Raw genomic sequence first — 22,385 nt, forward strand, 5'->3', positions numbered from 1 at the left:
GACTAATCAAACCTCCTTTAGGACAAAATCACCAGATCCGTTTCTGTTGTAGAGATGTGTTTTAAAAGCTGGTTAAAAATGGCCGTTCTCCAGACCACTTGAAAAATATTCAAATGTGGTTTTCCGATACAAATCGTAGTCACTTCTTTTTCGTCTGCAATTCTCATAATTGTTTCCGTCACCTCATCACTCTTTACTTTGATCACCTCTGCCCCCAGCTCTGTCGCCAGCTTGAAGTTATTGATCAAATGTCGCTGCAAATCTAACTTAATTCTATTGCCACTTTCAGAACTATTCTGCACATACAGTACCATCCAGGGGGAATTGTAATAGGAAGCCAGTCTTGCGGTTTTCCGAATCACTGTTTTTGCTGTCAAATGATTACTGGAAATACAGGCCAAAAAGCGCTCCGGTCTTAATTTGATTTGCTTGGGAATTTCTATACTTATTTTTCGCTCCAGGTGATGCGCTACTTCCTTCAAAGCCATTTCCCGGAGTTGCAGAATTTTATCCGATTGAAAAAAATTCCCTAATGCTCTCGCAATCTTTGTTTCATCATAAATCTTCCCTGCTTTTAAACGGTCAATCAGTTCATCGGCGGTCAGGTCTATATTGACCACTTCATCTGCAAATTCCAGGATCTTATCCGGAATCCGTTCCGTAATTGGAATCCCGGTGATCTTTTCAATTTCAGCATTCATGCTTTCCAGATGCTGGATATTTACAGCAGAAATGACACTGATCCCTGCTTCTAAAATATCAACCACATCCTGCCATCGCTTTGCGTTCTTACTGCCCTCCACATTGGTATGCGCCAGTTCATCTACAATAACTACCTCCGGATGAATCGTTAAGATCCCCTGCAAATCCATCTCTTCCAACTCTTTTCCTTTATAAAAGATTTTACGTCTGGGGATGATGGGAATCCCTGCTAAAAGGGCATGGGTTTCTTCCCGGTTATGCGTTTCCACATAGCCAATTTGGAGGTCTATCCCATTCTTTAATAAAGCCTGGGACTCCTGTAACATCCGATAGGTTTTCCCTACCCCGGCACTCATGCCGATATAGACCTTAAACTTTCCCCTTCTGGAACGCTTTACCAGGTCTATAAAATCTTTTACTGCAGTTGATTTATGCTCTTCCATTGCTGCTTACCATTTAATAATCACGTAGGCCTGATCGATCAAATACCACAACACCATCACCAATAACAAGCCCAGGCTGAGCAGGGGAATCAGTTTAACCGCAGTGGTATTATATTTTCTTTTTCTCATGAATATCCGTATTATTTTTTCATTCTCATTTTCAATAAACAAGTTCATCATTTTGAACTCAGCATGCAGCCAGGAAGGGGGAATCTGATGCAGCTGGAAAACAAAATGATGAACATGTTATTTAGAAAGCAACGGCAATACTTGCGGTTATAGCTGCATTGTGATTCACTGCATTCGCTTTACGCATAAAAATCTTGTCTTTGCTATCATAAAGTTTTCCTTCCAATCGTACCACTGCATTCGTTACCGGGGCATAATCCAGGTTTAAAGAATAACCAGTTGTTTTAAAACCCTCAGTAGTTCCGGTAGCGATTAACACCCCATTCTTATCTTCGTAATACTCTACTCTACCTGCCACTGCCCATTTTGGATTGAAACGATATTGAGCGATCGCAACTGGCGAAAGCACTTCACTTTTAGCTGATTTTCCTTTTTCCTTTTGTTGGGTACCATAATCTAAACCAAGTGTTACACCAAACTGTTCTGTTACCTGGAATATGCCATAAACATTATGGTAGAAACGTTGTACACGTACTGAATCCGCTCCCTCAGTCCCCAAATAGTTACTATAATTCACAGTGATTTTAGGTGTAGGCTTCCAGGTCAACTGTAATCCACCAGCAGGCTGAGAGTTGGAATGCTGACGGGTAATTCTTTGCCAGCCATTCAGGTAAAGAACAGTCGCGCTGAACTTTCCATCAGGAGTTCCATAGCTCATCTTTGCACCAGTCTCAAAGTACGGTGTATTTTCAGAAGAGATGTTTCTGGTTAATACCCAGCAATCTTTTGATACGGCACTTTCAAAACCGATATGCGAGGAGAATACCCCTGCATCAATCCATAAGTTCTGCGTTTTAGAAAGTTTAATACCCGCATTAGCTTCATAAATATTCTTCAAGACGCCTGACTCGGCAGCTAAATTAGCATTGGCATAAGAACCCGCCATCAAGGCCAGATTAGCACGTACGGCACCATTGTCGTATGCAGCTTTTATAAAACCTAAATTCAGATTCACTTCATTGCTCCGGTTATGAGAGTAAATAAAACCAGGTCTGTTGTTATCTGATGGCTTATTGAAATCATACCCATAATAGGTTTCTACGTAACCTGAGACTTTAATTTTTGATTCTTCCTGACCATAAGAACAAAGGGCAGTGCCTAATACAGCTGATAATGCTATTAATTTTTTCATTTCTTTTAATTCGATTTTTTGTTTTAAGGGATTTAAGCAGGCTCCTTCACACCTTTTTTCATTGATTTTAATTCCTGTTGAGGGCAAAATTCTAAGCATCAGTTTCCCTTTCGGGCTGCCAAACCTTATGGTTTGGCAAACGCGATGAGTTCAGGCAGCACAATCGGGAGGGATACTTATTTCTTTAGCTCATCGAGGGCAACATTTAGTTTGAGTACGTTCACTTTTGATGGACCGAAGAGGCCAAACAATGGGCCTTCGGTATTTTTCACCACCAGCTCAGCAACAGTTCTATCGCTCAGTTTACGGTAAGCAGCTACTCTTTTGATCTGCATGATGGCTGCAGTTTCTGAGATATCAGGGTCTAATCCACTTCCTGAGGCAGTCACCATATCCGCAGGGATATCCGATTTTTTCAGGTAAGGATGGTATTTCAATAGCGTATCAATTCTTCCTGATACCTGTTGTAGGTAATCAGCATTTGTGGCACCTTTATTTGAACCTCCAGAACCCGCAGCATTGTAGCCAACTGCCGATGGTCGTCCCCAGAAATATTCCGGTTTAGTAAAAGACTGACCGATTGCAGCATAACCCACCACCTTTCCGTTTTTGGTAACCTTCTCTCCGCTTCCTTCACCAGGGCTAAATTTCCCAATAAAAGCAACTGTTACCGGGTAAATGATACAAAGTAGTACCATCAGTACTCCGGTTAATCTTAGTGATTGTATGATGTATTTTTTCATGACAATTTATATTTAATATTTTTTGTAGCGATTCTTTGAAGCTTGTGATTAAGCCACCAAAGAAATCAGCATATCAATTAATTTTATTCCGATAAATGGGGCAATTACCCCTCCTATTCCGTAAATCAGCAAGTTGCGACGTAATAAAGCACTCGCGCCAATCGGCTTATAAGACACCCCACGTAAGGCCACAGGAATCAGCAAAGGAATCACCAATGCATTAAAAATGACAGCAGATAAGATGGCTGTTTCCGGACTGTGCAGGTTCATGATGTTCAAGCTGCGTAATGCAGGAATCGACACGATAAACAAAGCCGGTACAATGGCAAAATATTTGGCCACATCATTGGCAATAGAGAAGGTCGTTAAGGTTCCTCTGGTGATCAGCAATTGCTTACCGATTTCAACAATCTCGATCAGTTTAGTCGGGTCGTTGTCCAGATCCACCATATTACCAGCTTCTTTTGCAGCTTGCGTACCACTGTTCATGGCTACACCCACATCTGCTTGTGCCAGTGCCGGCGCATCATTGGTCCCATCACCCATCATTGCCACTAATTTACCCAGAGCCTGCTCTTCTTTGATATAGTTCATTTTATCTTCAGGCTTTGCCTCTGCAATAAAATCATCTACCCCTGCCTTTTGTGCAATAAACTTCGCGGTCAATGGATTATCACCCGTAACCATGACTGTTTTCACGCCCATTTTACGCAGGCGTTCGAAACGCTCAGAGATGCCCGGTTTAATGATATCCTGCAATTCAATGACACCCAATGCATGCTCATTTTCTGAAACCACAAGCGGTGTACCTCCATTGCTGGCGATTCTTTTCACCTGCTCTTCAATGTCCATTGGGAATGGATTTCCCGCGGAAAGGACAATGTTTCTGATCGAATCAAAAGCACCTTTTCTAATGCGTCTGCCATCTTGTGTATCTAAACCACTCGACCTGGTTTCGGCAGTAAACTTGATGAATTTTGAACCTTCAGGTGCGGTTGTGATCAATTTAGAATCCTGTGCCGCAGCCAGTTCAATGATCGATTTTCCTTCTGGTGTTTCATCCGCCAGTGAGCTCAATACGCAAGCATCGGTAAAGCTTTTAATGATGATTCCTGCCGTTGGGTAAAAGTGAGTAGCTTTACGGTTACCGATCGTGATTGTTCCTGTTTTATCCAACAACAACACATCAATATCACCTGCAGTTTCCACAGCTTTACCTGATTTCGTAATCACATTCGCTCTTAAAGCTCTGTCCATCCCTGCAATCCCGATGGCTGACAATAAACCACCAATCGTTGTTGGAATCAGACATACAAACAGCGCAATAAAAGAAGCAATCGTAATTGGCGTATTTGCAAAATCTGCGAATGGTTTTAAGGTGATACATACAATGATAAATACCAGGGTAAAACCGGCCAGTAAAATCGTCAATGCGATCTCATTTGGTGTTTTCTGACGGGAAGCACCTTCTACCAAAGCGATCATTTTGTCCAGGAAGCTTTCGCCCGGAGCGGTACTTACCTGCACTTTTATCTGATCTGAAAGTACTTTTGTACCTCCGGTTACCGAAGACTTATCGCCACCGGATTCCCGGATCACTGGAGCAGACTCTCCTGTAATCGCCGACTCATCGATGGTGGCAATACCTGAAATGATCTCCCCATCTGTTGGGATCGTATCTCCGGTTTCGCAGAAAAACACATCTCCTTTTTTCAATTGATTAGAAGAGCGAATCTCAATGGCACCATCACTCATCACTACTTTTGCAGGGGTTTCTTCCCTGGTTTTACGTAGGCTGTCGGCCTGAGCTTTACCCCTTGCTTCGGCAATTGCCTCCGCAAAATTGGCAAACAAAACAGTTAACAAGAGTACCAGGAATACTACAAAGTTGTATCCGAAAGAACCCTGACTGGAATTGCTAAGAGAGTATATAGTGACGAACAGCATTACAAATGTTCCAATCTCTACGGTAAACATTACCGGATTCCGGATCATCAAACGCGGATCAAGTTTGATAAATGATTGCCTTAATGCAGTATTCACTAAAGCAGGTTCAAATAATATGTTGGATTTATTTTTCATTTCAATCTTATTGTTTTTTATAGTTACCTGTTTTTCTTACTTGATCATGCTGAAATGTTCGGCTAATGGACCAAGCGTAAGTGCAGGGAAAAAGGCCAGTGCAGCGATAATTACGATCACTACAAAAGTCATCACACCGAAGGTTAGGGTATCTGTTTTTAGCGTACCTGCGGATTCAGGAATGTATTTTTTAGAAGCTAATAATCCTGCGATAGCCACCGGACCAATGATCGGAAGGAAACGTCCAAGCAGCAATACAAAGCCTGTCATCACGTTCCAGAAGATGTTGTTGTCGCCCAATCCTTCAAAGCCAGATCCATTATTTGCTGCTGCTGAAGTGGTTTCATATAACATTTCAGAGAAGCCATGGAACCCAGGGTTATTCAACCAATTTGCCGGTTTCACTACCCAATCCACATCTGCAAAGTTGGTGACGGTATAAGCGGCCAGGGCAGTTCCTACCAGGATAATAAAGGGATGTAAAAGCGCGATAATGGAAGCGATTTTAACTTCTCTGGCTTCTACTTTATGTCCGAGGAATTCCGGTGTTCTACCCACCATCAATCCGGAAATGAATACCGCAATGATGATAAAGATGAAGTAGTTTAAGATCCCGACTCCACAACCTCCATAGAAGCAGTTCATCATCATGGCAATCAATTGATACATCCCTGTTAAAGGCATGGCACTATCGTGCATCGAGTTGACCGAACCAGTAGAGATAATAGTAGTTACCGTACTCCAATACGCGGTTGCCGTAGGCCCAAACCGGACTTCCTTCCCTTCCATTGCCCCTGTAAGCTGACTAACACCCATTTTTGCAATATTAGGGCTACCTCCGGTTTCAGAGATGACTGTTGGTACGAGCAATAACATCATCCCTAAAGTCATGATTCCAAAGATCACCCAGGCCATTTTCTTTCTACGGATAAAGTACCCGAATGCGAAGACCATTGCGATGGGAATGATCACCTGTGAAATTACTTCTACCATATTAGTGAGGTAGTTTGGGTTTTCCAATGGATGCGCGCCATTGACCCCAAACCAACCACCACCATTTGTTCCTAAATGTTTGATGGCTACAAATCCAGCCGCCGGACCACGGGAAACATTAACTGTATCCCCTTGAAGCGAGATGAACTGATCTTTACCTTCATAACTTGTGGTTGTTCCATTAAATGCTAGGATCGTTGCCACTACAATCGAAAGCGGCAATAATAATCGGGTAATAGAACGGGTAAAGAATACCCAGAAGTTACCAAGGTTAGTGGTTGTTTTATCTCTGAATGCTTTAAATAAGACTACTGCAGCAGCGATACCAGTTGCGGCACTCACAAATTGTAAGAACATAAATACAAAATGCTGTGTGAAGTAAGTCGCTCCACTTTCGCCTGAATAATGTTGCAGGTTACAGTTCACCACAAAACTAATGATACTGTTAAAGGCAAGATCCGGTGATTGGCCCAGGTTACCATCAGGATTTAATGGCAACTTATCCTGATAAATCAGGGCAAAAAATCCATAAACCAACCAGACCATATTGATCATTAACAGCGCTTTCATGTGCTGTTTCCAATTCATAGATTCCTCCGGATTAATACCGGATAATTTGTAGATTCCTTTTTCAAGGGGTTTTAGAAAGTCAGTCCAGACTTTCTCACCTGCAAACATCTTTGCCAGATAAATACCTAGAGGTATTCCGATGAGCAAGGTTAGGGCGTAGGTGGCAATAATACCTAGTAATTCAGTGTTCATAACTTTAATTAAAATTGTTCGGGTTTAATCAGCACGTATACCATATAGATAAATACTGCGATTGCGATAAGAAATAATGCGATCATAACTTTTAGATTTTTTCGAACCAGTCGATGGATTTGTAAAATACCCAGACCATAAGGAGCAGGGCGAGCAGTAATGTGATTGTTAACATATGATTGTTTGTTTTGACTACCCTATGCCAATCCATATACCAAAAACAGGAAGAAAACCACAAATCATTGGTTTTCAGCCCGTAAATCAACTTTTCAGGAATTACAAAAAATCAGCAACAAAAAAACCCTTCCAAAATGGAAGGGTTTTTTATCAAAATGAATGGATGGTATTTCAGCTTTTAGCTGATTTTATACTCTTCCATCTTCCGGTATAGGGTGGTTAAACCAATCCCAAGCAGCCTGGCGGCCTCCGTTTTATTTCCTCTGGTGTGTTTTAATACTTTGTTGATGTGCTGTCTTTCCATCACCTGCATTTTCATAGAATCCTCTTCCTGAACTTCAGTATGAAACTCATAAGGCAGCAGATTGGCGGTAGCCACATTGCCATCCGCAAGGATGACAACCCTTTCCATCACATTTTTCAGTTCCCGGATGTTCCCTTTCCAGACATGCTTCATGAGCAGCTCCGCAAAACTCTCGTCCATCGTAAAATCGGGCTTATTTACTTTCGCCGAAAACTCTTTTAAATAGTGATTGGCGATCATCATGATATCTGTTTTCCGCTGCGCGAGATTTGGCAGTTCAATTGAAAACACGGAAAGCCGGTAATAGAGATCTAATCTGAACCTGCCTGAATCCGCTTCTTCTTTCAGTCCACGGTTTGTGGCTGCAATGATCCTGACATTCACTTTACTCGTTTGGGTATCCCCTAATTTGATAAAGGTTTGATTTTCCAGTACCCTCAACAGCTTGGCTTGCAAATCCAGGTTCATCTCCCCGATTTCATCTAAAAACAAGGTTCCTTCGTGGGCTTCTTCCAATAGGCCTCTTTTATCTTTATTCGCTCCGGTAAATGCGCCTTGTTTATAACCAAAAAGCTCAGATTCGAGTAGTTCCGGATTAAATCCACTGCAATTCAATGCTACAAAAGGCTTGTTTTTCCTGGGACTTTCGTAATGTATGGCTTGTGCAAACACCTCTTTACCCGTACCGGTTTCACCGAGCAAAAGCACTGTTGTGTCTGTGCCAGCCACTTTTTGAGCCAGATCCAATGCTTCTTTCATCGCCTTCGATTGTCCCAGAATGGAACTAAAGCTGTATTTTTTACTAATCTTATTTTCCAGCTCGTATACCCTACGCTGAAGTTTCACTTTATCCATGGCTTTATACACCAATGGAATGATCTTATCATTATCATCACCTTTGGTGATGTAATCAAAGGCCCCGTTCCTCATCGCCATCACACCATCAGAAATAGTTCCGTGTGCGGTAAGGTTGATGACTTCAACATAAGGCTTGATTTTTTTGATTTCTTTCACCAGCTCCACCCCATTAAAATCGGGCAGTTTCACATCGCTGATCACGACATTCACATCCTGCATGGCGAGGGTTTTCAATCCTTCCTTGCCGGTATTGGCCTGAAACACCTTAAATCCTTCCAGCTCTATGATCCTGGCCAGGAGGCTACAGATCTTTTTCTCGTCGTCTATGATTAGGACGGTGTCTTGCATATCGTTAATTTCAACAATTATAATAATTATCTGACACAACTAAGGTTTCCATCAGGATTTATTGTTTTTCAATGGCACTAAAGCGCCTCATAAGTTACTCAATACAAACACAGTAACTTAACCTTCTAATGATTTCCTGCGGTCCTGGTTGCTGAATAATTTCTCCAGCATCCAGATGTAAGTCACAATTCCAGCTCTGATTTCCTCTACATAAATGTATTCATCGGCCGTATGGGATCTGGCTGAGTCACCCGGCCCCATTTTTAAGGAAGGGATATCCAGCCAGCCCTGATCGGAACTTGTTGGAGAGCAATAAGTTGTTTTCCCAATCTCTCTGCCCGCCATGACTAAAGGATGATAGCCATCAATAAATGAAGGCTTCATGATATTTGGTCTGACTTTAATCTGGCAGTTGGTATGGTTTTGAATGGTGTTTAAAATTTCTTTTGGCGTCCAGCTATGGGTAAAACGAATGTCTACCGTAAAATCACATTCTCCAGGTACAATATTGTGCTGTAAACCGGCATGCACTTCTGTGACGGTCATTTTAACGGGACTAGCCAAATCACCTTCAATAGGAAAGATAAAGTCTGAAAACCATTGGATATCTATTAAGGCTTTATAAATGGCATTGTCTCCTTCTTCTCTTGCCGCATGGCCTGGTTTTCCGAAACTGGTACAATCCAGGACCATCGATCCCTTTTCAGCAACGGCCATTTCCATTTGCGTAGGCTCGCCTACGATGGCAAAAGACAGGTTATGCAGCTCGGGAAGGACGCTTTTTAATCCATGTTGACCGGAGGTCTCTTCTTCCGCTGTTGCCGCCAGGCAAAGGTTATAAGGCAGATTTTCGAATTCATGAAAATGCAGGAAAGTAGCGATTAAGGAGACCAGGCATCCCCCTGCATCGTTACTTCCCAAACCATATAGTTTTCCTTCCTGGATAAAAGGGAGAAAAGGATTGAAATTATAGGCTTTTGTTGGCCGCACCGTATCGTGGTGTGAGTTCAATAATAAAGTCGGCTTTGCAGGATCAAAATTCTTGTTATAGCACCAAATGTTGTTGCGCTTGCGAAAGGTAAAAACACCGTGTTGCTGCAGGAAAGCTTCAATCAGATCAGCAGTATCATTTTCCTCGCCACTAAAAGAAGGGGTAGCGATCAGTTTTTTTAATAGCTGTATCGGATCTTCGGATAAGGTATATAGGTCTGGCATCTGACCTGCGCTCGTTGCTGAATGGGTATGCATTATGGAATTCATCATCTTGAATTTGTTTAGGAAGAAAGGTTTGTTTTTGAGAAGTAGCGTTGGTAAGATTCGGGCGAGAAAGGATGCTCCTCTGCTTGTTTTACTTTTTCCGGATCGAATAGCATGGCGGTACACAAGCAGTTACACTTCCTCTTGCCTTCCAGCACCTCATAGTTGATGCAACTTTTACAGCCTTCCCAGAAATTAGGGTCGTGGGTAATCTCCGCAAAGGTGACCGGCTCAAAGCCCAGCTGAGTATTCATCCTCATAATGGCCATTCCTGAAGTAATGCTGAATACTTTTGCATCTGGGTATCGCCTTCTTGAAATCCGGAAAATCCTGTCTTTTATCGCTCTGGCTACTCCTGATTTCCGGAATTTTGGCGCCACAATTAGCCCGGAGTTGGAGATAAACCGATCATTTTCCCAGGTTTCAAAATAGGCAAAGCCTACCCATTCGCCACTACTGGTGACCGCAATCACAGCTTTTTCATCCCTCATCTTCTGGGCCAGCGATTCTGGTGTTCTTTTTGAGATACCCGATCCGCGGGCAATAGCAGAAGATTCCGTTTCCTGAATTATTTCATCTACGTATTTTATATCATTTATGGTAGCAATACGCACAAAGATCATTGGATTTTCCATTAGTATTCTAATTTTACCAAGGCCCTGTTCAAAGGGGGTGCCTAAGCAGGAAAAATCAACGAAAGCCGCGTTTTATCGTTGATTAACACGGGAATATTCATTTCATGACGTTGTTGTGGCAATAGTAAACCTTACCAAAATGAAAGGGTTAATTTCATTTTAGTTACCTTTACCGAAATTCAATGTTAAAAAATTATGAAGCTAAACTTTTCCCTTTCCACATCGTTTCTATTTGCGCTCGCTCTCTTCGTTTCTTCCTGTCAGGAAAGTAAAAAACTACCGATTTTAGGTCCAAGAGAAGCAGTCACTGTAAAAAATGCCGATGGTTCTATGGGTGTGGATACAGTTTACAAAACTATTCCTGCTTTTAGTTTCTTAAACCAGGATAGCGTTTTGATCAATAATGACACTTTCAAAGACAAAATCTATATCGCTGATTTTTTCTTTACGTCTTGCACCACCATTTGTCCGACTATGCACAGGAATATGAAAACTATTTTTGAGCAGTATAAAGAAAACCCTGAAGTGATGTTTCTTTCACATACGATCGACTTTAAATACGACACTCCTTCTGTTTTAAAAAAATACGCACAAAAGCTAGGTGTTGATGGTCCGAAATGGCAATTTGTATACGGATCAAAAGATAGTGTCTATAAAATCGCTGAAAAAGATTACCTGGTTGCAGTTATGGAAGACAGCACCAATAGAGATGGTTATATTCACCAGGGATGGTTGATGTTGATCGACAAAAATAAACGTTTGCGTGGTGCCTATGATGGTACGGACGACAAACAGGTAGCACAGCTAATGAAAGATGTGGCCATTTTACTTGCTGAAGATAAAAAATAACCATGCGCAGACTACTGATCTCGATTCCTATACTCTTTACCTTCATCATGATGATTTACTCCTGCCAAAACGCAGATCAGGTAAAAAAAGACATGTATTATGTGAGCGGAAGAGACTATTACATTAAGTATTGCCAAAATTGTCATGGTGCCAAAGGTGAAGGTTTAGGTGCCCTTGCCCCACCTCTTACAGATACGGTCTTTCTTAAAGAAAATAGAAATAAGCTAGCTTGTTATATTAAAAACGGAATGAGCGAAGAGATTACCATTCATGGTAAAAAATACCAGGAGAAAATGCCTGATTTCCAAACCCTGGGCAATATAGATATCGCAAAGATTGTGGTATACATTACCAATTCGTTTGGAAATAACCAGGGAATGTATCCACTTGAACAGGCTAATGAAGACCTTAAAAAGTGTAAATAAACGGATAAATACCGAAACACCTTTTTTCGATCTGATATATAAAAAAAGCAGCATCTTCTAATTTGAACTTAGAAGATGCTGCTTTTTTTACACCTAAATATCAGCACCTTCCTATCTTTCTTGGTGTTATAAAATATTTATAAGGGACCTTCTCCTCTTCGATGATCCGAACAATTTTAGTCCAATTGTTAATCACCAATTCCACTCTATCCCAGTAATCACATCCTTTTGGTGGTTTTAAAAAAAAAGCGCCCACAATATTATTTTTTAATAGAAAAGCCTGATCGCTATTGATTATCCCTAAATCTTGTGTAATAAAAACGCCTGATTGCAGGGCCCATTTTGGAATCCAATCTTCATCCAAAATACCTTTGTGAAACTCCTTATGAATAGAGGTTAGCTCTATATCATTTTTCAAAGGGTATTGTAACTGATTAAGTCCTTCGGCAAAATGCTCTGAGATGTTTTCATCTATTAATACCCTGATCATATGGCTGCTTTGGGTTTAAAAAAAGTAATTGCAGCTTCGACTTGTGGTATTGACAAATCATATAAACCTGCAATAAACTCCGTCGATTCACCACCATCATATAGGTCTGCAATGATTTCTGCTGGTATATTTGTATTTTCAATCGTTGGAGCTCCAAATTTATGGTGAGGGTGAATCACCACATGGTTATCTTTACCCATTGGATAAAAGCAGTTGGAATGCTTTGCAGTGGAAATTATCACTTTATCGCAGAATGAATTGATCATCTGTTTGTGATCCGCTTTTTCATTGGGATCTACCCCTACTACAGCTCCATCATTCTGCGTAAAAAAAATACTTTTCCCATCCGAAAACAAGGGGGATGTCGCAAAAGGATGCACAGTATTTAACTGTTCGGCGATCACATGATGTGCGTTAAAGATCTCTTCCATACTGAAATTTAATCCCTTCAATTGGGCGTATACATAACACTCAATAAGTGTTTTGAAATTGGTCATCCTGGCTCTGCCTTCAAACCAGGAATATTTATGATCATAATGTTTACCTAGCTTCCCATCCCATAATTCTTTTATCCAATATTGAATATTCTTTTTAGGTAGCCCAAGTACAAAAGCAATTTCAGACATGGAGAAAGCCCCATTTCCAAATTCGCCACGCAATGATTCGTTAAAAGTCATAAAATAAAATTAAGTGAGACCATCTGTTAACTAAGAAGACAAATATACATATTTTTAATAAAAACAATATAATAACTATTATAAAGAAAATAAACCACAAATTCACAGACACTAAAGCCACCTTTAAGGAAAACCGCATGTAAACTCAAAGCGATAAGATCTACCCCATGAAATTAACTACTAATTAACTACCTATAAACACCATAATATCCCCATATTTTTTCTTGGCATACACTTGCTACTGTTCTGCTCTTCTTTTGCTCAGACAAAAGCAGAGCAAAACAAAAGCCGGATTTTATTGGGCTATTATAGGGCCGATAATGGCTGGAATTCCTTTATATATTTTCAGGCATTAAATTCAAGTATAACACTAAGCCTCTTTATCTTGCAAATTTCAGGTGCATTTTAATGGCAATAAAAATTTCTCTTAAAATTCATTTATTTCTTAAATAGTTACGGATATAGTTTGATGCGATTCTTCTCTGAGTCTTGAATATTAAAAAATTATACATACTTTGCTGTACACATCAATGAAACCATCATTTGCCCTAAACCTCTTAAATTGTGGCTAAAGCAGTATGATACTTTCTATAACCAAATGATTAAATGAAAAAAGCACTATTATTATTCCTAGCTATGGGGATAGCGACGTTTAGTCAGGCCCAATTTGGGTTTCCAAAAGAAATTTACCTCAATCCAAAAATGAGCAATTTCAGTAAAACGCATAAAACCATTGCGATTTTGCCGGTAAACGTGAAGTTTATGTATAAAACCCAGCAATTTGATTTCGACCCGGAAGCTGAGCATATTGCTGAAATGAATACCAGTGCCATCGTACAATCGAATTTATATAGCTTTATCCTGACTAAATCGAGCAAAATGTCGGTAGAGGTGCAGGATGTGGAGACGACAAATGTTTTATTAAAAAGAGCAGAAGTCAATGATAAAATAACGGAATTCACCAAAGCTGAACTTGCTAAAATACTGGGTGTTGATGCAGTAGTTTCTGGAATGTATGAAGTAGAAAGACCAGTTGCAGAGCTACCTAGACACAGGTTTCCACCAAAACCTCCGGTTGATCCCGCTAAACCAGGCACTGCGGTAGATGATAGACCAGTTTATTACGCAGCATTTACTATGAACATTAACGATGGCCCTAGCGGAACACTTTTATGGCGCTATTACAAAAAAACCGGCAATTTTAATACCTACGACCTTAGTGATGATTTGATCTCAAAGATGGTAAAGGACTTGCCTTATAGCAAATAAGCGCCTTTTTTTTATATCTTTGTCGCACAAAAAATGCAAGCTGTTCTATCGCTGCGATTTATCGGAGAGGAAAGTCCGGGCAACACAGAGCATCCCGCTTCCTAACGGGAAGAGGCTTAGGAATGAATACCTGAGTTATGGAAAGTGCCGCAGAAAATATACCGCCGATGGCTTTTTAAGCACAGGTAAGGTTGAAAACGTGAGGTAAGAGCTCACGAGTATTCCGGGCAACCGGATTGCTGGTAAACCCCGGGAGTTGAAAGACCAAATAGGCTAACGTATGTAGGGCTGCTCGTCCGATGTTAGTGGGTAGGTCGTTAGAGATAAATGGTGACATTTATACTGGATTAATGGTAGAAACTCTGAGCAATCAGTTTACAGAACCCGGCTTATAGGCTTGCATTTTTTTTGTTAAATCTCAACGCGCTTAAAGGCAAATAAACGAGGGTTTAGCCTTGATTACAAACATTTTTACTATAGAATAAACTGCTGAAAGGCTGCATCATTAGCGCCAAAAGTAATTTTATTCAAATGAAAATAATATATTCGTATTCCTAAAATAATTGATGAGCAATACCTATGGCAAAATTATTAATAATTGATGATGAACGCGCAATAAGGAGCACACTTCGTGAGATCCTAGAATATGAAAATTACGATGTAGAAGATATTGATAATGGTGTTGATGGATTAGACCTGATTAAGAAAAAGAAATTTGATCTGGTTTTGTGCGACATTAAGATGAACAAGATGGACGGGATGGAAGTGCTGGAACAAGCACAAGCCTATAGTCCGGATCTTCCTTTCATTATGATTTCTGGTCATGGAACTGTGGAAACAGCGATTGAAGCTAGTAAAAAAGGAGCCTTCGACTTTATTTCTAAACCACCAGATTTAAACAGGCTATTAATTACCGTAAGAAATGCGCTGGACAGAGGCACTTTAGTTACAGAAACTAAAGTATTAAAGAGAAAAGCCAGCAAAACAAGAGATATACTAGGTAGTTCTGAGAGTATCGGAAAAATCAAAGAAACCATTGAACGCGTTGCCCCTACTGATGCCCGAGTATTGATTACCGGTGCCAATGGTAGTGGAAAGGAACTTGTTGCCCGTTGGTTACATGAAAAATCTAACCGTGCAGACAGCCCTTTAATAGAGGTTAACTGTGCTGCAATCCCTTCCGAGCTTATCGAGAGTGAGTTGTTTGGACATGAGAAAGGATCTTTTACCTCTGCTGTAAAACAGCGTATTGGTAAATTTGAGCTGGCCAATGGTGGAACATTATTCCTGGATGAGATCGGTGACATGAGTCTTTCCGCTCAGGCCAAAGTATTGCGTGCTTTACAGGAGCATAAAATCAGCCGTGTAGGTGGGGAAAAAGAACTGGAAGTAAACGTAAGGGTACTTGCAGCAACCAATAAAGATCTTTTAAAAGAAATCGAAGATGGTAATTTCCGTATGGATTTATACCACCGCTTAAACGTGATCAATATCCATGTACCTCATTTAACAGAACGTGTAGAAGACATCCCGGAGATCGCACAGCACTTCCTGGAAGAAATCTGCAAGGAATATGGCATGCCGGTTAAAAAGATCGGTGATGCGGCTATGCTGGCTTTACAGGCCTTACCATGGACCGGAAACGTGCGTGAGTTACACAACATGATCGAACGTTTAATTATCCTGAGTGATAAAGCCATTACTGAACAAGATGTAGCTGCATTTGCAAACCCTGGAGGTGGCACCAATATCGGCGCTGCGAATCCTAATGCAACAGGTCAGCATGCAGCACGTAGCATCAGTCAGAATTACGATAGCTTTAGCAATTTCCAGGACTATAAAGACCATGCAGAAAAAGAATTCATCAAATTCAAACTGGAGAAAAACAACTGGAATGTATCGAAGACAGCCGACGATATCGATATTCAGCGCAGTCACCTTTACAGTAAGATTGAGAAATTCGGTCTAAAAAGAACAGCTGAATAAGCTTCAGCATCCGGCAGATCTGCCAAAGTAAACAGCCAGCTTCCTTTAAAAGGAGCTGGCTGTTTGTTATTCCATATAATCAGCCTGTCGGGCCAATAGTTTTCGGTATTTGTTAAAGATGGTTGTTTTAGAGACGAAGCCGAGATAGCGGTCTTCCTCTGTCAACACAGGCAACGCCCATACATTTTCTTTCTCCATCTTTTGCATCACAATCCTCATCGGATCATTGATATGAACAGTATCGGGAGCCTCCTCGATTAAGTCGTTCGCTGTTACATCAAGGTGGTCTACGTGGTTGATTCCTTTTTTCAAAAGCTCTTCCAGATATATCAAACCTTTAAAGCTTTGGTCTTCCTGAGCAACTACCGGAAACACACTCCTTTTAGATTGCAGAATCTCGGTTAAACGATCAGAAATCAAGTCGTCCTGATATAAAATCAGGTAATCTTTTTCTACCAGGTACCTCAATTTCATCATATTCAATACCGTAGAGTCCTTGTCTTCATAAGAAAGCAACTCCCCTTTTTCCGCTAGCGGCTTGGTATAGATAGAGTATTTATTTTTACTGCGATTGATCAGGTAAGAAAGGGCAGAAACAATCATCAATGGCACCATTAACACATACCCTCCGGTAATTTCTGCAATCAGGAAGATCCCTGTAAGTGGCGCATGCATGATGGCACTTAAAGAGCCAGCCATTCCGGCCACGATAAAGTTGGCCACATTGAGTTGTGCAATCCCCAGTGTATTTACTGTAAATGCAAGCATAAAGCCCATCAGGCCACCCATAATTAAGCTGGGTGCAAAGATTCCTCCATTTCCCCCGGCACTTAGGGTAATCAGTGTTGCCGCGGATTTAGCAAAAAGCGTAGCCAAAGTAAAGATCAGCACTAACCATGGCAGGTGACTATAACCAGAAAAGATACTGTTATTGATGACTGTGAAGTAATTTCCACCCAATAGATTTTTGATGGTGATGTATCCCTCTCCATATAATGTAGGGAATAGAAATACCAGTAAGCCTAACATTAATCCACCTAAAACCACCTTTTTATAAGGATGTTTAACCTTATAAAAAGCACCTTTGATGTAAGCACTTGCTTTGGTAAAATAGATGGAGAAAAATCCGATGAATACGGCAAGAATCACATAATAAATCAGGGCATCGATTTTCCACCCTTCTGTAACCAGGAAAAACAGTTGTTCGTTATAAAACAACCTGGCCACTACCGCTGCTGTAGCCGAAGCCAGCAACAAAGGGATAAAGGCCGGAATACTGAATTCTGGGAGCAGAATTTCTACAGCGAACACAATCCCTGCAATCGGACTATTAAAGGCTCCTGCGATCCCCGCAGCAGCACCACAAGCCAAAAGCATCGTCGTTTCCTTGTAGGACAAGCCCAGGAAACGTCCAACTACAGATCCGATCCCTGCACCACTGGTTACAATGGGCGCTTCCAGACCCGTAGAACCACCAAAGCCTACCGTTAAGGCGGCTGTGATGATCTGCGAATAAATATTATGGGGTTCTACCTTACTTGATTTTCTGGAGATGGTGTACAGCAAAGGGGTCAATCCGGTTTCAAATTTCCCTCTTTTAATGAACCGTCGGACATACATAACCGACAATAGAATCCCGATAAAGGGAAAAAAGAAGAAGAGGTAATACTTGTATTCCCAATGAAAGCCTGTTTGCAGGAATTCCTCAATATGGTGCGTAATGGCTTTCAGCAGCGAAGCTGCAAGTCCGGCAAGGACCCCAACAATCAATGCTGCAATTACCAAAAAGTTCCTGTTCGAGATTTTAGTCTTCCGGTATTGGTTAATTCTGTCTACATAATTTACCATCCGTACATACATATCTTAGCGTTTAAGCGTCAAATTTATCAAGTAGTTTAATCAGTGTTGCAAAATCCTTAGGATATGGTGCGTCAATTACGATATCAGTACCGTCTAATCCTTTAAACACCAAATGTCTGGCATGTAAAGCAAAACGTTTCATAATCGGAAGTTCTTCATCATCTTTTGCAATGCGGTAGCCCTTTTTAATGGCCGATAAGAATACCGGTTTTCCACGGTACATATCATCACCGGCAATTGCGGCGCGTTGTGTAGCCAGGTGGATCCTGATCTGGTGCATGCGGCCAGTAATTGGCTTACATTCTACCAGGGTATAATGGCGGTAATTTTTTATGGAATTAAAAATGGTTTCTGCACGTTTACCCTCTTTTCTGTCGATGGTAACGCTCTTATTCCCATCGTTAAGGATAGGAAGGTCGATAAACAGCTCGTTAAAAGTAAACTGTCCGTCTACCACAGCATGGTATACTTTGTTTACTTTACGCTTTTCAAATTGCATCGCAACGTTGCGATAGGCATCAGGAGTTTTCGCGATGATAATCGCGCCTGAAGTTTCTTTGTCTAAACGATGACATACCTGTGCGTCAGCAGAATACTGCTTTGCCAAACGTAATATATTGACCTCGCCTGATCCGCCACGCTCATCCAGCGAGGCTACAAATGGAGGTTTATTTACGACGATATAATCATCGTTTTCGAATAGGATAAGATCTTTAAAAGAAGGATATTTCAATACAGTGGATTTAATACTGCACAAAAATACTAAGAAAGTTCGAATTTATAGCCTACACCCTTCACAGTTGCGACATAAGTCTCGCCTAATTTCTCACGAAGTTTGCGGATATGCACATCAATTGTACGGTTGGTTACTACTACTGAGTCTTCCCAAATATTTTTAAGAATAGATTCTCTGGTATATACTTTTCCCGGTTTAGAGGCTAACAAGTACAATAATTCGAATTCTTTTTTGGCTAAAACTACTTTTTGTCCGCCTTGAAATACCAGATAAGCTTCTCTGTCAATCACTAGATCGCCGATTTCTACTTTATTATCAGAAACCTCATCTGCGCTTGAATTTCTTCTTAAAATGGCATTAATTCTACTCACCAATGCGCGAGGTTTAATTGGTTTAGCGATATAATCATCTGCACCTACATTAAAACCGGCAATTTCTGAGTACTCTTCACTTCTGGCGGTTAGGAACACCATGAAGGTATTTTTGAATTCTGGAATGGCGCGCATTAACCTGCAGGCTTCTATTCCATCCATTTTAGGCATCATGATATCAAGGATAATCAAATCAGGATGAACCTTCTTTGCTACCGTAATTCCTTCCTGGCCATTACTAGCCAGAAAAACCTGATATCCTTCTTTTTTCAAGTTATACTCAATCAATTCAAGGATATCAGGTTCATCATCAACAATCAGTATCTTTTGTTTTACGGTGCTCATAGCTTTAAATATTTGTTACGAAATTAAGTAATCAATTATAATATACCGTTAAACCCAAGTTAACAAATTGTTAAGTAACTCCAGTGTGTTAACACGGATTTAGGATTATTTTAAGGTTTTATTTAAGAAAGCATCCAGCTCTTCACCACGTAGGTTTTTAGCAATAATCTTTCCGTTAGGGTCTAATAAAAAGGAAGTTGGGATCGCTTCGACCTCATACATTCTCACAACCGGACCGTCAAAATCTTTCAATTCGCCAGCATGAGTCCATGTTAAATGATCTGCTGCAATCGCGTTTTTCCAGGCACTAGCGTCTTTATCTAATGAAATTCCAAGGATGGTAAAGTTCTTATCTTTGAAAGTATTGTAAGCTTTTACCAGGTTTGGATTCTCTATACGACAAGGTCTACACCAGGAAGCCCAGAAGTCAATCAGTACATATTTACCTTTGAAATCTGATAATTTAACTGGTTTACCATCAATACCGGCAATGGTAAAGTCTGGCGCTTGTTGTCCTACTGATAAAGATTTAAGCTTAGACATTTTCGTGATAAACTCTGTTACCGAAGGGTTATCATTGAAATTGCTTTTGATTTTATCTGAGTATTCCACCATTTCTTTCTCGAATTCAGCTGGATTTAACAGGTTGATCGCATAAAAACCAGCCAATGAATTGCTGTTTTCCTGTGCGAATTTCAATACTGCTTTATTCAATCCATTGATTTCTTCTATGTATTTAGGTTTGAATTGCTCCATAACAGCCTCTCTTTTATCCGGCTGCGTTGCTACAGCATCTTCAAACTGCGTCTGAATTGCAGACAGTTTAGCCATATACTGGTTTTTAACCGTATTTAACTCTTGTAATTTATCGGCTTCCATTGCACCGGAAACCGTATAGCCCAAGTTTTTATCTGCTAAATCCGCAGCGATCTTAATGTCATCACCATTCTTAGCGATAATCATGTATTCGCTATTTCCGGCAGAGATTCTAAAGAAATCTACGCCTGGGGTGCTGTGCGAGAATTTAAACTCTCCTTTTTCAGAAAACACCGTAGAATCCAAAGGCAATGCATTGTCTTTTTGTAAGCCGTACAAGTATACTTTACTTTGTGGCGTTGCGTTTTTAAATTCTCCGTTGATGGTGAATTTGCTCTTATCTTTACATGCAGTAAATGCAAAACAGATCAATAACAGATATCCGAGTTTCTTCATTTGTGTTCTTTTACTTTAATTTTTCTTGTAACAATTCGTTTATTTTCTGCGCATCTGCTTTTCCTTTGGCCAACTTCATGACCTCACCAACAAACAGTCCAAGTACGCCTTTCTTCCCTTTTTTATAGGCTTGTACCTGGGCATCAAATTTTGCCAGTACTTCGTCTACAAAACCAGATAGTTCATCGCTGTTCTCTACAATCAAAAGATTCAGGGAAGCAGCGGTAGCCATTGCTTCTGCTTCGGGATGTTTCATCAGCTCAGGCAGCAATTGTTGTAATGCAATTTGCGGCGTAACCTTCTTATCATCAACGAGGTTGATCAGTCCAGCCAATTGTGCCGGTGCCAGTTTAAAATCAGCGATGCTGATCTCCTGCTCGCTTAGCAAAGCTCTGATAGATCCTGTTAACCAGTTGACCAGACTTTTCTTATTGGCAACGATCGGTAAAGCAGCATTAAAATAGCTCAGCAAGCCGCGGTCTTCAGAGAGCATAGCCGCTTCGGAAGCATTAACGCCGAAATCAGCAACTAATTGTTTAGATATTTCTGCTGGTAATGCCGGCATATCATACTTAATTTGCGCCAGCCATTCTGCAGAGATATGGATCGGAGGAAGGTCAGGATCAGGGAAATAACGGTAATCATTAGCTTCTTCCTTGGTTCTCATCGGGGCAGTTGTACCCTGATCTGCGTCGAAGTTTAAGGTACTTTGAATGATTCTTCCCCCTGCAGAAATTACTTCCTGCTGACGGTTGAACTCAAATTCCATCGCTCTGCGTACATTACGAACAGAGTTCAGGTTTTTCACTTCACAGCGCGTACCGAATTCTGTAGTTCCGAATTTACGGATCGAGATGTTTGCATCGCAACGCAAACTGCCTTCTTCCATATTTCCGTCACTCACATCCAGGTGACGCACCAGTTTCCTGATTTCTAACAATAAAGCAGAAGCTTCTTCCGCAGAGCGGATATCTGGTTCTGTTACAATTTCTATTAGTGGAACTCCTGCCCTGTTCAGGTCTACGAAAGAGAAACGATCGTCCTGATCATGTAAGCTCTTTCCAGCATCTTCTTCCAGGTGAATTCTGTTGATTCCTATTCTTTTCTCCTCACCATTCGGTAAAGTCACATTCAGGAAACCATTCTGACAGATCGGCTTATTGTCTTGCGTGATCTGGTATCCTTTCGGAAGATCTGCATAGAAATAATTCTTCCGGTCAAAGTAATTCAGCCCATTGATGGTACAATTCAAGGCCAGACCCATTCTAACGGCTTTTGCCACCACTTCTTTATTCAATTTTGGTAGTGCGCCGGGTAAGGCAAGGGAGACCGCAGAAATGTGTTCATTGGGTTTAGCCCCAAAAGAAGCACTGTCTGAGGAGAAGATTTTTGATTTTGTATTTAACTGTACGTGGATTTCTAAACCAGATACCAATTCAAATTCTGATGGAGAAACTGCTGTATTCGTACTCATTTATAAGCAATGATTAAAACTTGATTTTCGATGTATTAGCTAGACAAATATAACGGAATTGCGCAG

General features: G+C 40.8%; 21 protein-coding genes and 1 other RNA gene. 5 read left to right on the top strand and 17 right to left on the bottom strand.

Going from position 1 to position 22,385, the window contains the following annotated elements; translation table 11 throughout:
• Positions 1 to 17: 17 nt before the first annotated feature.
• From R2S10_RS18550 to R2S10_RS18590, 10 genes are all read right to left on the bottom strand, one after another.
• Positions 18 to 1,145 carry a sensor protein KdpD gene (locus R2S10_RS18550; protein ID WP_316841906.1) on the bottom strand — a complete coding sequence of 376 codons (1,128 nt, stop codon included), beginning with the start codon at positions 1,143 to 1,145 and terminating at the stop codon, positions 18 to 20.
• A 6-nt stretch (positions 1,146 to 1,151) separates the two neighbouring features.
• Positions 1,152 to 1,274 (bottom strand): hypothetical protein, encoded by a 123-nt coding sequence (locus R2S10_RS18555; RefSeq protein ID WP_316841907.1) that lies wholly within the window; start codon positions 1,272 to 1,274, stop codon positions 1,152 to 1,154.
• Positions 1,275 to 1,395: 121 nt separating this feature from the next.
• Entirely contained in the window at positions 1,396 to 2,466 is a 1,071-nt protein-coding gene (locus R2S10_RS18560; RefSeq protein ID WP_316841908.1) for a porin, read from the bottom strand.
• 176 nt (positions 2,467 to 2,642) lie between these two features.
• Positions 2,643 to 3,209 carry a K(+)-transporting ATPase subunit C gene (locus tag R2S10_RS18565; protein ID WP_316841909.1) on the bottom strand — a complete coding sequence of 189 codons (567 nt, stop codon included), beginning with the start codon at positions 3,207 to 3,209 and terminating at the stop codon, positions 2,643 to 2,645.
• Positions 3,210 to 3,257: 48 nt separating this feature from the next.
• Positions 3,258 to 5,291 carry a potassium-transporting ATPase subunit KdpB gene (gene kdpB / locus R2S10_RS18570; protein ID WP_316841910.1) on the bottom strand — a complete coding sequence of 678 codons (2,034 nt, stop codon included), beginning with the start codon at positions 5,289 to 5,291 and terminating at the stop codon, positions 3,258 to 3,260.
• Between the two features lie 36 nt (positions 5,292 to 5,327).
• Positions 5,328 to 7,046 (bottom strand): potassium-transporting ATPase subunit KdpA, encoded by a 1,719-nt coding sequence (gene kdpA / locus R2S10_RS18575; protein ID WP_316841911.1) that lies wholly within the window; start codon positions 7,044 to 7,046, stop codon positions 5,328 to 5,330.
• Positions 7,047 to 7,054: 8 nt separating this feature from the next.
• The gene (locus tag R2S10_RS24730; RefSeq protein ID WP_410479004.1) at positions 7,055 to 7,132 is read right to left on the bottom strand and encodes a potassium-transporting ATPase subunit F; all 78 of its coding nucleotides are present in this window, start codon (positions 7,130 to 7,132) and stop codon (positions 7,055 to 7,057) included.
• 269 nt (positions 7,133 to 7,401) lie between these two features.
• On the bottom strand, positions 7,402 to 8,733 hold the full coding sequence (locus tag R2S10_RS18580; protein WP_316841912.1) for a sigma-54 dependent transcriptional regulator: 1,332 nt from the start codon (positions 8,731 to 8,733) through the stop codon (positions 7,402 to 7,404).
• Positions 8,734 to 8,850: 117 nt separating this feature from the next.
• A complete protein-coding gene (locus tag R2S10_RS18585; protein ID WP_316842067.1) occupies positions 8,851 to 9,948 on the bottom strand; it encodes a M20 family metallo-hydrolase in 1,098 nt (365 codons plus the stop codon).
• 59 nt (positions 9,949 to 10,007) lie between these two features.
• A complete protein-coding gene (locus tag R2S10_RS18590) occupies positions 10,008 to 10,625 on the bottom strand; it encodes an N-acetyltransferase (RefSeq protein ID WP_316841913.1) in 618 nt (205 codons plus the stop codon).
• Positions 10,626 to 10,820: 195 nt separating this feature from the next.
• Between R2S10_RS18590 and R2S10_RS18595 the strand changes: the two genes are divergently transcribed.
• Positions 10,821 to 11,474: an SCO family protein gene (locus R2S10_RS18595; protein WP_316841914.1), complete on the top strand. Its 654-nt coding sequence runs from the start codon at positions 10,821 to 10,823 to the stop codon at positions 11,472 to 11,474.
• 2 nt (positions 11,475 to 11,476) lie between these two features.
• A complete protein-coding gene (locus R2S10_RS18600) occupies positions 11,477 to 11,899 on the top strand; it encodes a cytochrome c (RefSeq protein ID WP_316841915.1) in 423 nt (140 codons plus the stop codon).
• Between the two features lie 100 nt (positions 11,900 to 11,999).
• Here R2S10_RS18600 and R2S10_RS18605 read toward each other — a convergent pair whose 3' ends face one another.
• Complete coding sequence (locus R2S10_RS18605; RefSeq protein ID WP_316841916.1) at positions 12,000 to 12,389, bottom strand: hypothetical protein; 390 nt, start codon at positions 12,387 to 12,389, stop codon at positions 12,000 to 12,002.
• Entirely contained in the window at positions 12,386 to 13,066 is a 681-nt protein-coding gene (locus tag R2S10_RS18610; protein ID WP_316841917.1) for a DUF433 domain-containing protein, read from the bottom strand. Before R2S10_RS18610 ends, R2S10_RS18605 begins: the two co-directional genes overlap by 4 nt.
• A gap of 606 nt (positions 13,067 to 13,672) precedes the next feature.
• On the opposite strand from R2S10_RS18610, the gene R2S10_RS18615 reads away from it, so the two are divergent.
• The 3 genes from R2S10_RS18615 (at position 13,673) to R2S10_RS18625 (ending at position 16,321) form a co-directional block, all read left to right on the top strand.
• A complete protein-coding gene (locus R2S10_RS18615; protein WP_316841918.1) occupies positions 13,673 to 14,335 on the top strand; it encodes a hypothetical protein in 663 nt (220 codons plus the stop codon).
• A 32-nt stretch (positions 14,336 to 14,367) separates the two neighbouring features.
• Positions 14,368 to 14,743: RNase P RNA component class A (rnpB, locus tag R2S10_RS18620), an RNA gene on the top strand.
• A 171-nt stretch (positions 14,744 to 14,914) separates the two neighbouring features.
• A complete protein-coding gene (locus R2S10_RS18625) occupies positions 14,915 to 16,321 on the top strand; it encodes a sigma-54 dependent transcriptional regulator (protein ID WP_316841919.1) in 1,407 nt (468 codons plus the stop codon).
• Between the two features lie 66 nt (positions 16,322 to 16,387).
• On the opposite strand, the gene R2S10_RS18630 is transcribed toward R2S10_RS18625, so the two are convergent.
• The 5 genes from R2S10_RS18630 to gatB all read right to left on the bottom strand — a co-directional run bounded on the left by R2S10_RS18630 (position 16,388) and on the right by gatB (position 22,319).
• Positions 16,388 to 18,181 carry a chloride channel protein gene (locus tag R2S10_RS18630; protein ID WP_316841920.1) on the bottom strand — a complete coding sequence of 598 codons (1,794 nt, stop codon included), beginning with the start codon at positions 18,179 to 18,181 and terminating at the stop codon, positions 16,388 to 16,390.
• A gap of 10 nt (positions 18,182 to 18,191) precedes the next feature.
• A complete protein-coding gene (locus R2S10_RS18635) occupies positions 18,192 to 18,914 on the bottom strand; it encodes an RluA family pseudouridine synthase (RefSeq protein ID WP_316841921.1) in 723 nt (240 codons plus the stop codon).
• A 29-nt stretch (positions 18,915 to 18,943) separates the two neighbouring features.
• Positions 18,944 to 19,633, bottom strand: a complete 690-nt coding sequence (locus tag R2S10_RS18640) for a response regulator transcription factor (protein ID WP_062549537.1) — start codon at positions 19,631 to 19,633, stop codon at positions 18,944 to 18,946.
• Positions 19,634 to 19,738: 105 nt separating this feature from the next.
• Positions 19,739 to 20,845 (bottom strand): redoxin domain-containing protein, encoded by a 1,107-nt coding sequence (locus tag R2S10_RS18645; protein ID WP_316841922.1) that lies wholly within the window; start codon positions 20,843 to 20,845, stop codon positions 19,739 to 19,741.
• 10 nt (positions 20,846 to 20,855) lie between these two features.
• Complete coding sequence (gene gatB, locus R2S10_RS18650) at positions 20,856 to 22,319, bottom strand: Asp-tRNA(Asn)/Glu-tRNA(Gln) amidotransferase subunit GatB (RefSeq protein ID WP_316841923.1); 1,464 nt, start codon at positions 22,317 to 22,319, stop codon at positions 20,856 to 20,858.
• Positions 22,320 to 22,385 lie beyond the last annotated feature (66 nt).

The organism is Pedobacter gandavensis (genome assembly GCF_032678745.1).
In the GTDB taxonomy this organism is placed as follows: Bacteria; Bacteroidota; Bacteroidia; order Sphingobacteriales; family Sphingobacteriaceae; genus Pedobacter; species Pedobacter gandavensis_C.

What these genes read in the sequence shown, in the direction of transcription:
- R2S10_RS18550 (WP_316841906.1), bottom strand. Translation starts at nt 1,145, where the DNA reads ATGGAAGAGCATAAATCAACTGCAGTAAAAGATTTTATAGACCTGGTA.
- R2S10_RS18555 (WP_316841907.1), bottom strand. Translation starts at nt 1,274, where the DNA reads ATGAGAAAAAGAAAATATAATACCACTGCGGTTAAACTGATTCCCCTG.
- R2S10_RS18560 (WP_316841908.1), bottom strand. Translation starts at nt 2,466, where the DNA reads ATGAAAAAATTAATAGCATTATCAGCTGTATTAGGCACTGCCCTTTGT.
- R2S10_RS18565 (WP_316841909.1), bottom strand. Translation starts at nt 3,209, where the DNA reads ATGAAAAAATACATCATACAATCACTAAGATTAACCGGAGTACTGATG.
- kdpB (WP_316841910.1), bottom strand. Translation starts at nt 5,291, where the DNA reads ATGAAAAATAAATCCAACATATTATTTGAACCTGCTTTAGTGAATACT.
- kdpA (WP_316841911.1), bottom strand. Translation starts at nt 7,046, where the DNA reads ATGAACACTGAATTACTAGGTATTATTGCCACCTACGCCCTAACCTTG.
- R2S10_RS24730 (WP_410479004.1), bottom strand. Translation starts at nt 7,132, where the DNA reads ATGATCGCATTATTTCTTATCGCAATCGCAGTATTTATCTATATGGTA.
- R2S10_RS18580 (WP_316841912.1), bottom strand. Translation starts at nt 8,733, where the DNA reads ATGCAAGACACCGTCCTAATCATAGACGACGAGAAAAAGATCTGTAGC.
- R2S10_RS18585 (WP_316842067.1), bottom strand. Translation starts at nt 9,948, where the DNA reads ATGCCAGACCTATATACCTTATCCGAAGATCCGATACAGCTATTAAAA.
- R2S10_RS18590 (WP_316841913.1), bottom strand. Translation starts at nt 10,625, where the DNA reads ATGGAAAATCCAATGATCTTTGTGCGTATTGCTACCATAAATGATATA.
- R2S10_RS18595 (WP_316841914.1), top strand. Translation starts at nt 10,821, where the DNA reads ATGAAGCTAAACTTTTCCCTTTCCACATCGTTTCTATTTGCGCTCGCT.
- R2S10_RS18600 (WP_316841915.1), top strand. Translation starts at nt 11,477, where the DNA reads ATGCGCAGACTACTGATCTCGATTCCTATACTCTTTACCTTCATCATG.
- R2S10_RS18605 (WP_316841916.1), bottom strand. Translation starts at nt 12,389, where the DNA reads ATGATCAGGGTATTAATAGATGAAAACATCTCAGAGCATTTTGCCGAA.
- R2S10_RS18610 (WP_316841917.1), bottom strand. Translation starts at nt 13,066, where the DNA reads ATGACTTTTAACGAATCATTGCGTGGCGAATTTGGAAATGGGGCTTTC.
- R2S10_RS18615 (WP_316841918.1), top strand. Translation starts at nt 13,673, where the DNA reads ATGAAAAAAGCACTATTATTATTCCTAGCTATGGGGATAGCGACGTTT.
- R2S10_RS18625 (WP_316841919.1), top strand. Translation starts at nt 14,915, where the DNA reads ATGGCAAAATTATTAATAATTGATGATGAACGCGCAATAAGGAGCACA.
- R2S10_RS18630 (WP_316841920.1), bottom strand. Translation starts at nt 18,181, where the DNA reads ATGTATGTACGGATGGTAAATTATGTAGACAGAATTAACCAATACCGG.
- R2S10_RS18640 (WP_062549537.1), bottom strand. Translation starts at nt 19,633, where the DNA reads ATGAGCACCGTAAAACAAAAGATACTGATTGTTGATGATGAACCTGAT.
- R2S10_RS18645 (WP_316841922.1), bottom strand. Translation starts at nt 20,845, where the DNA reads ATGAAGAAACTCGGATATCTGTTATTGATCTGTTTTGCATTTACTGCA.
- gatB (WP_316841923.1), bottom strand. Translation starts at nt 22,319, where the DNA reads ATGAGTACGAATACAGCAGTTTCTCCATCAGAATTTGAATTGGTATCT.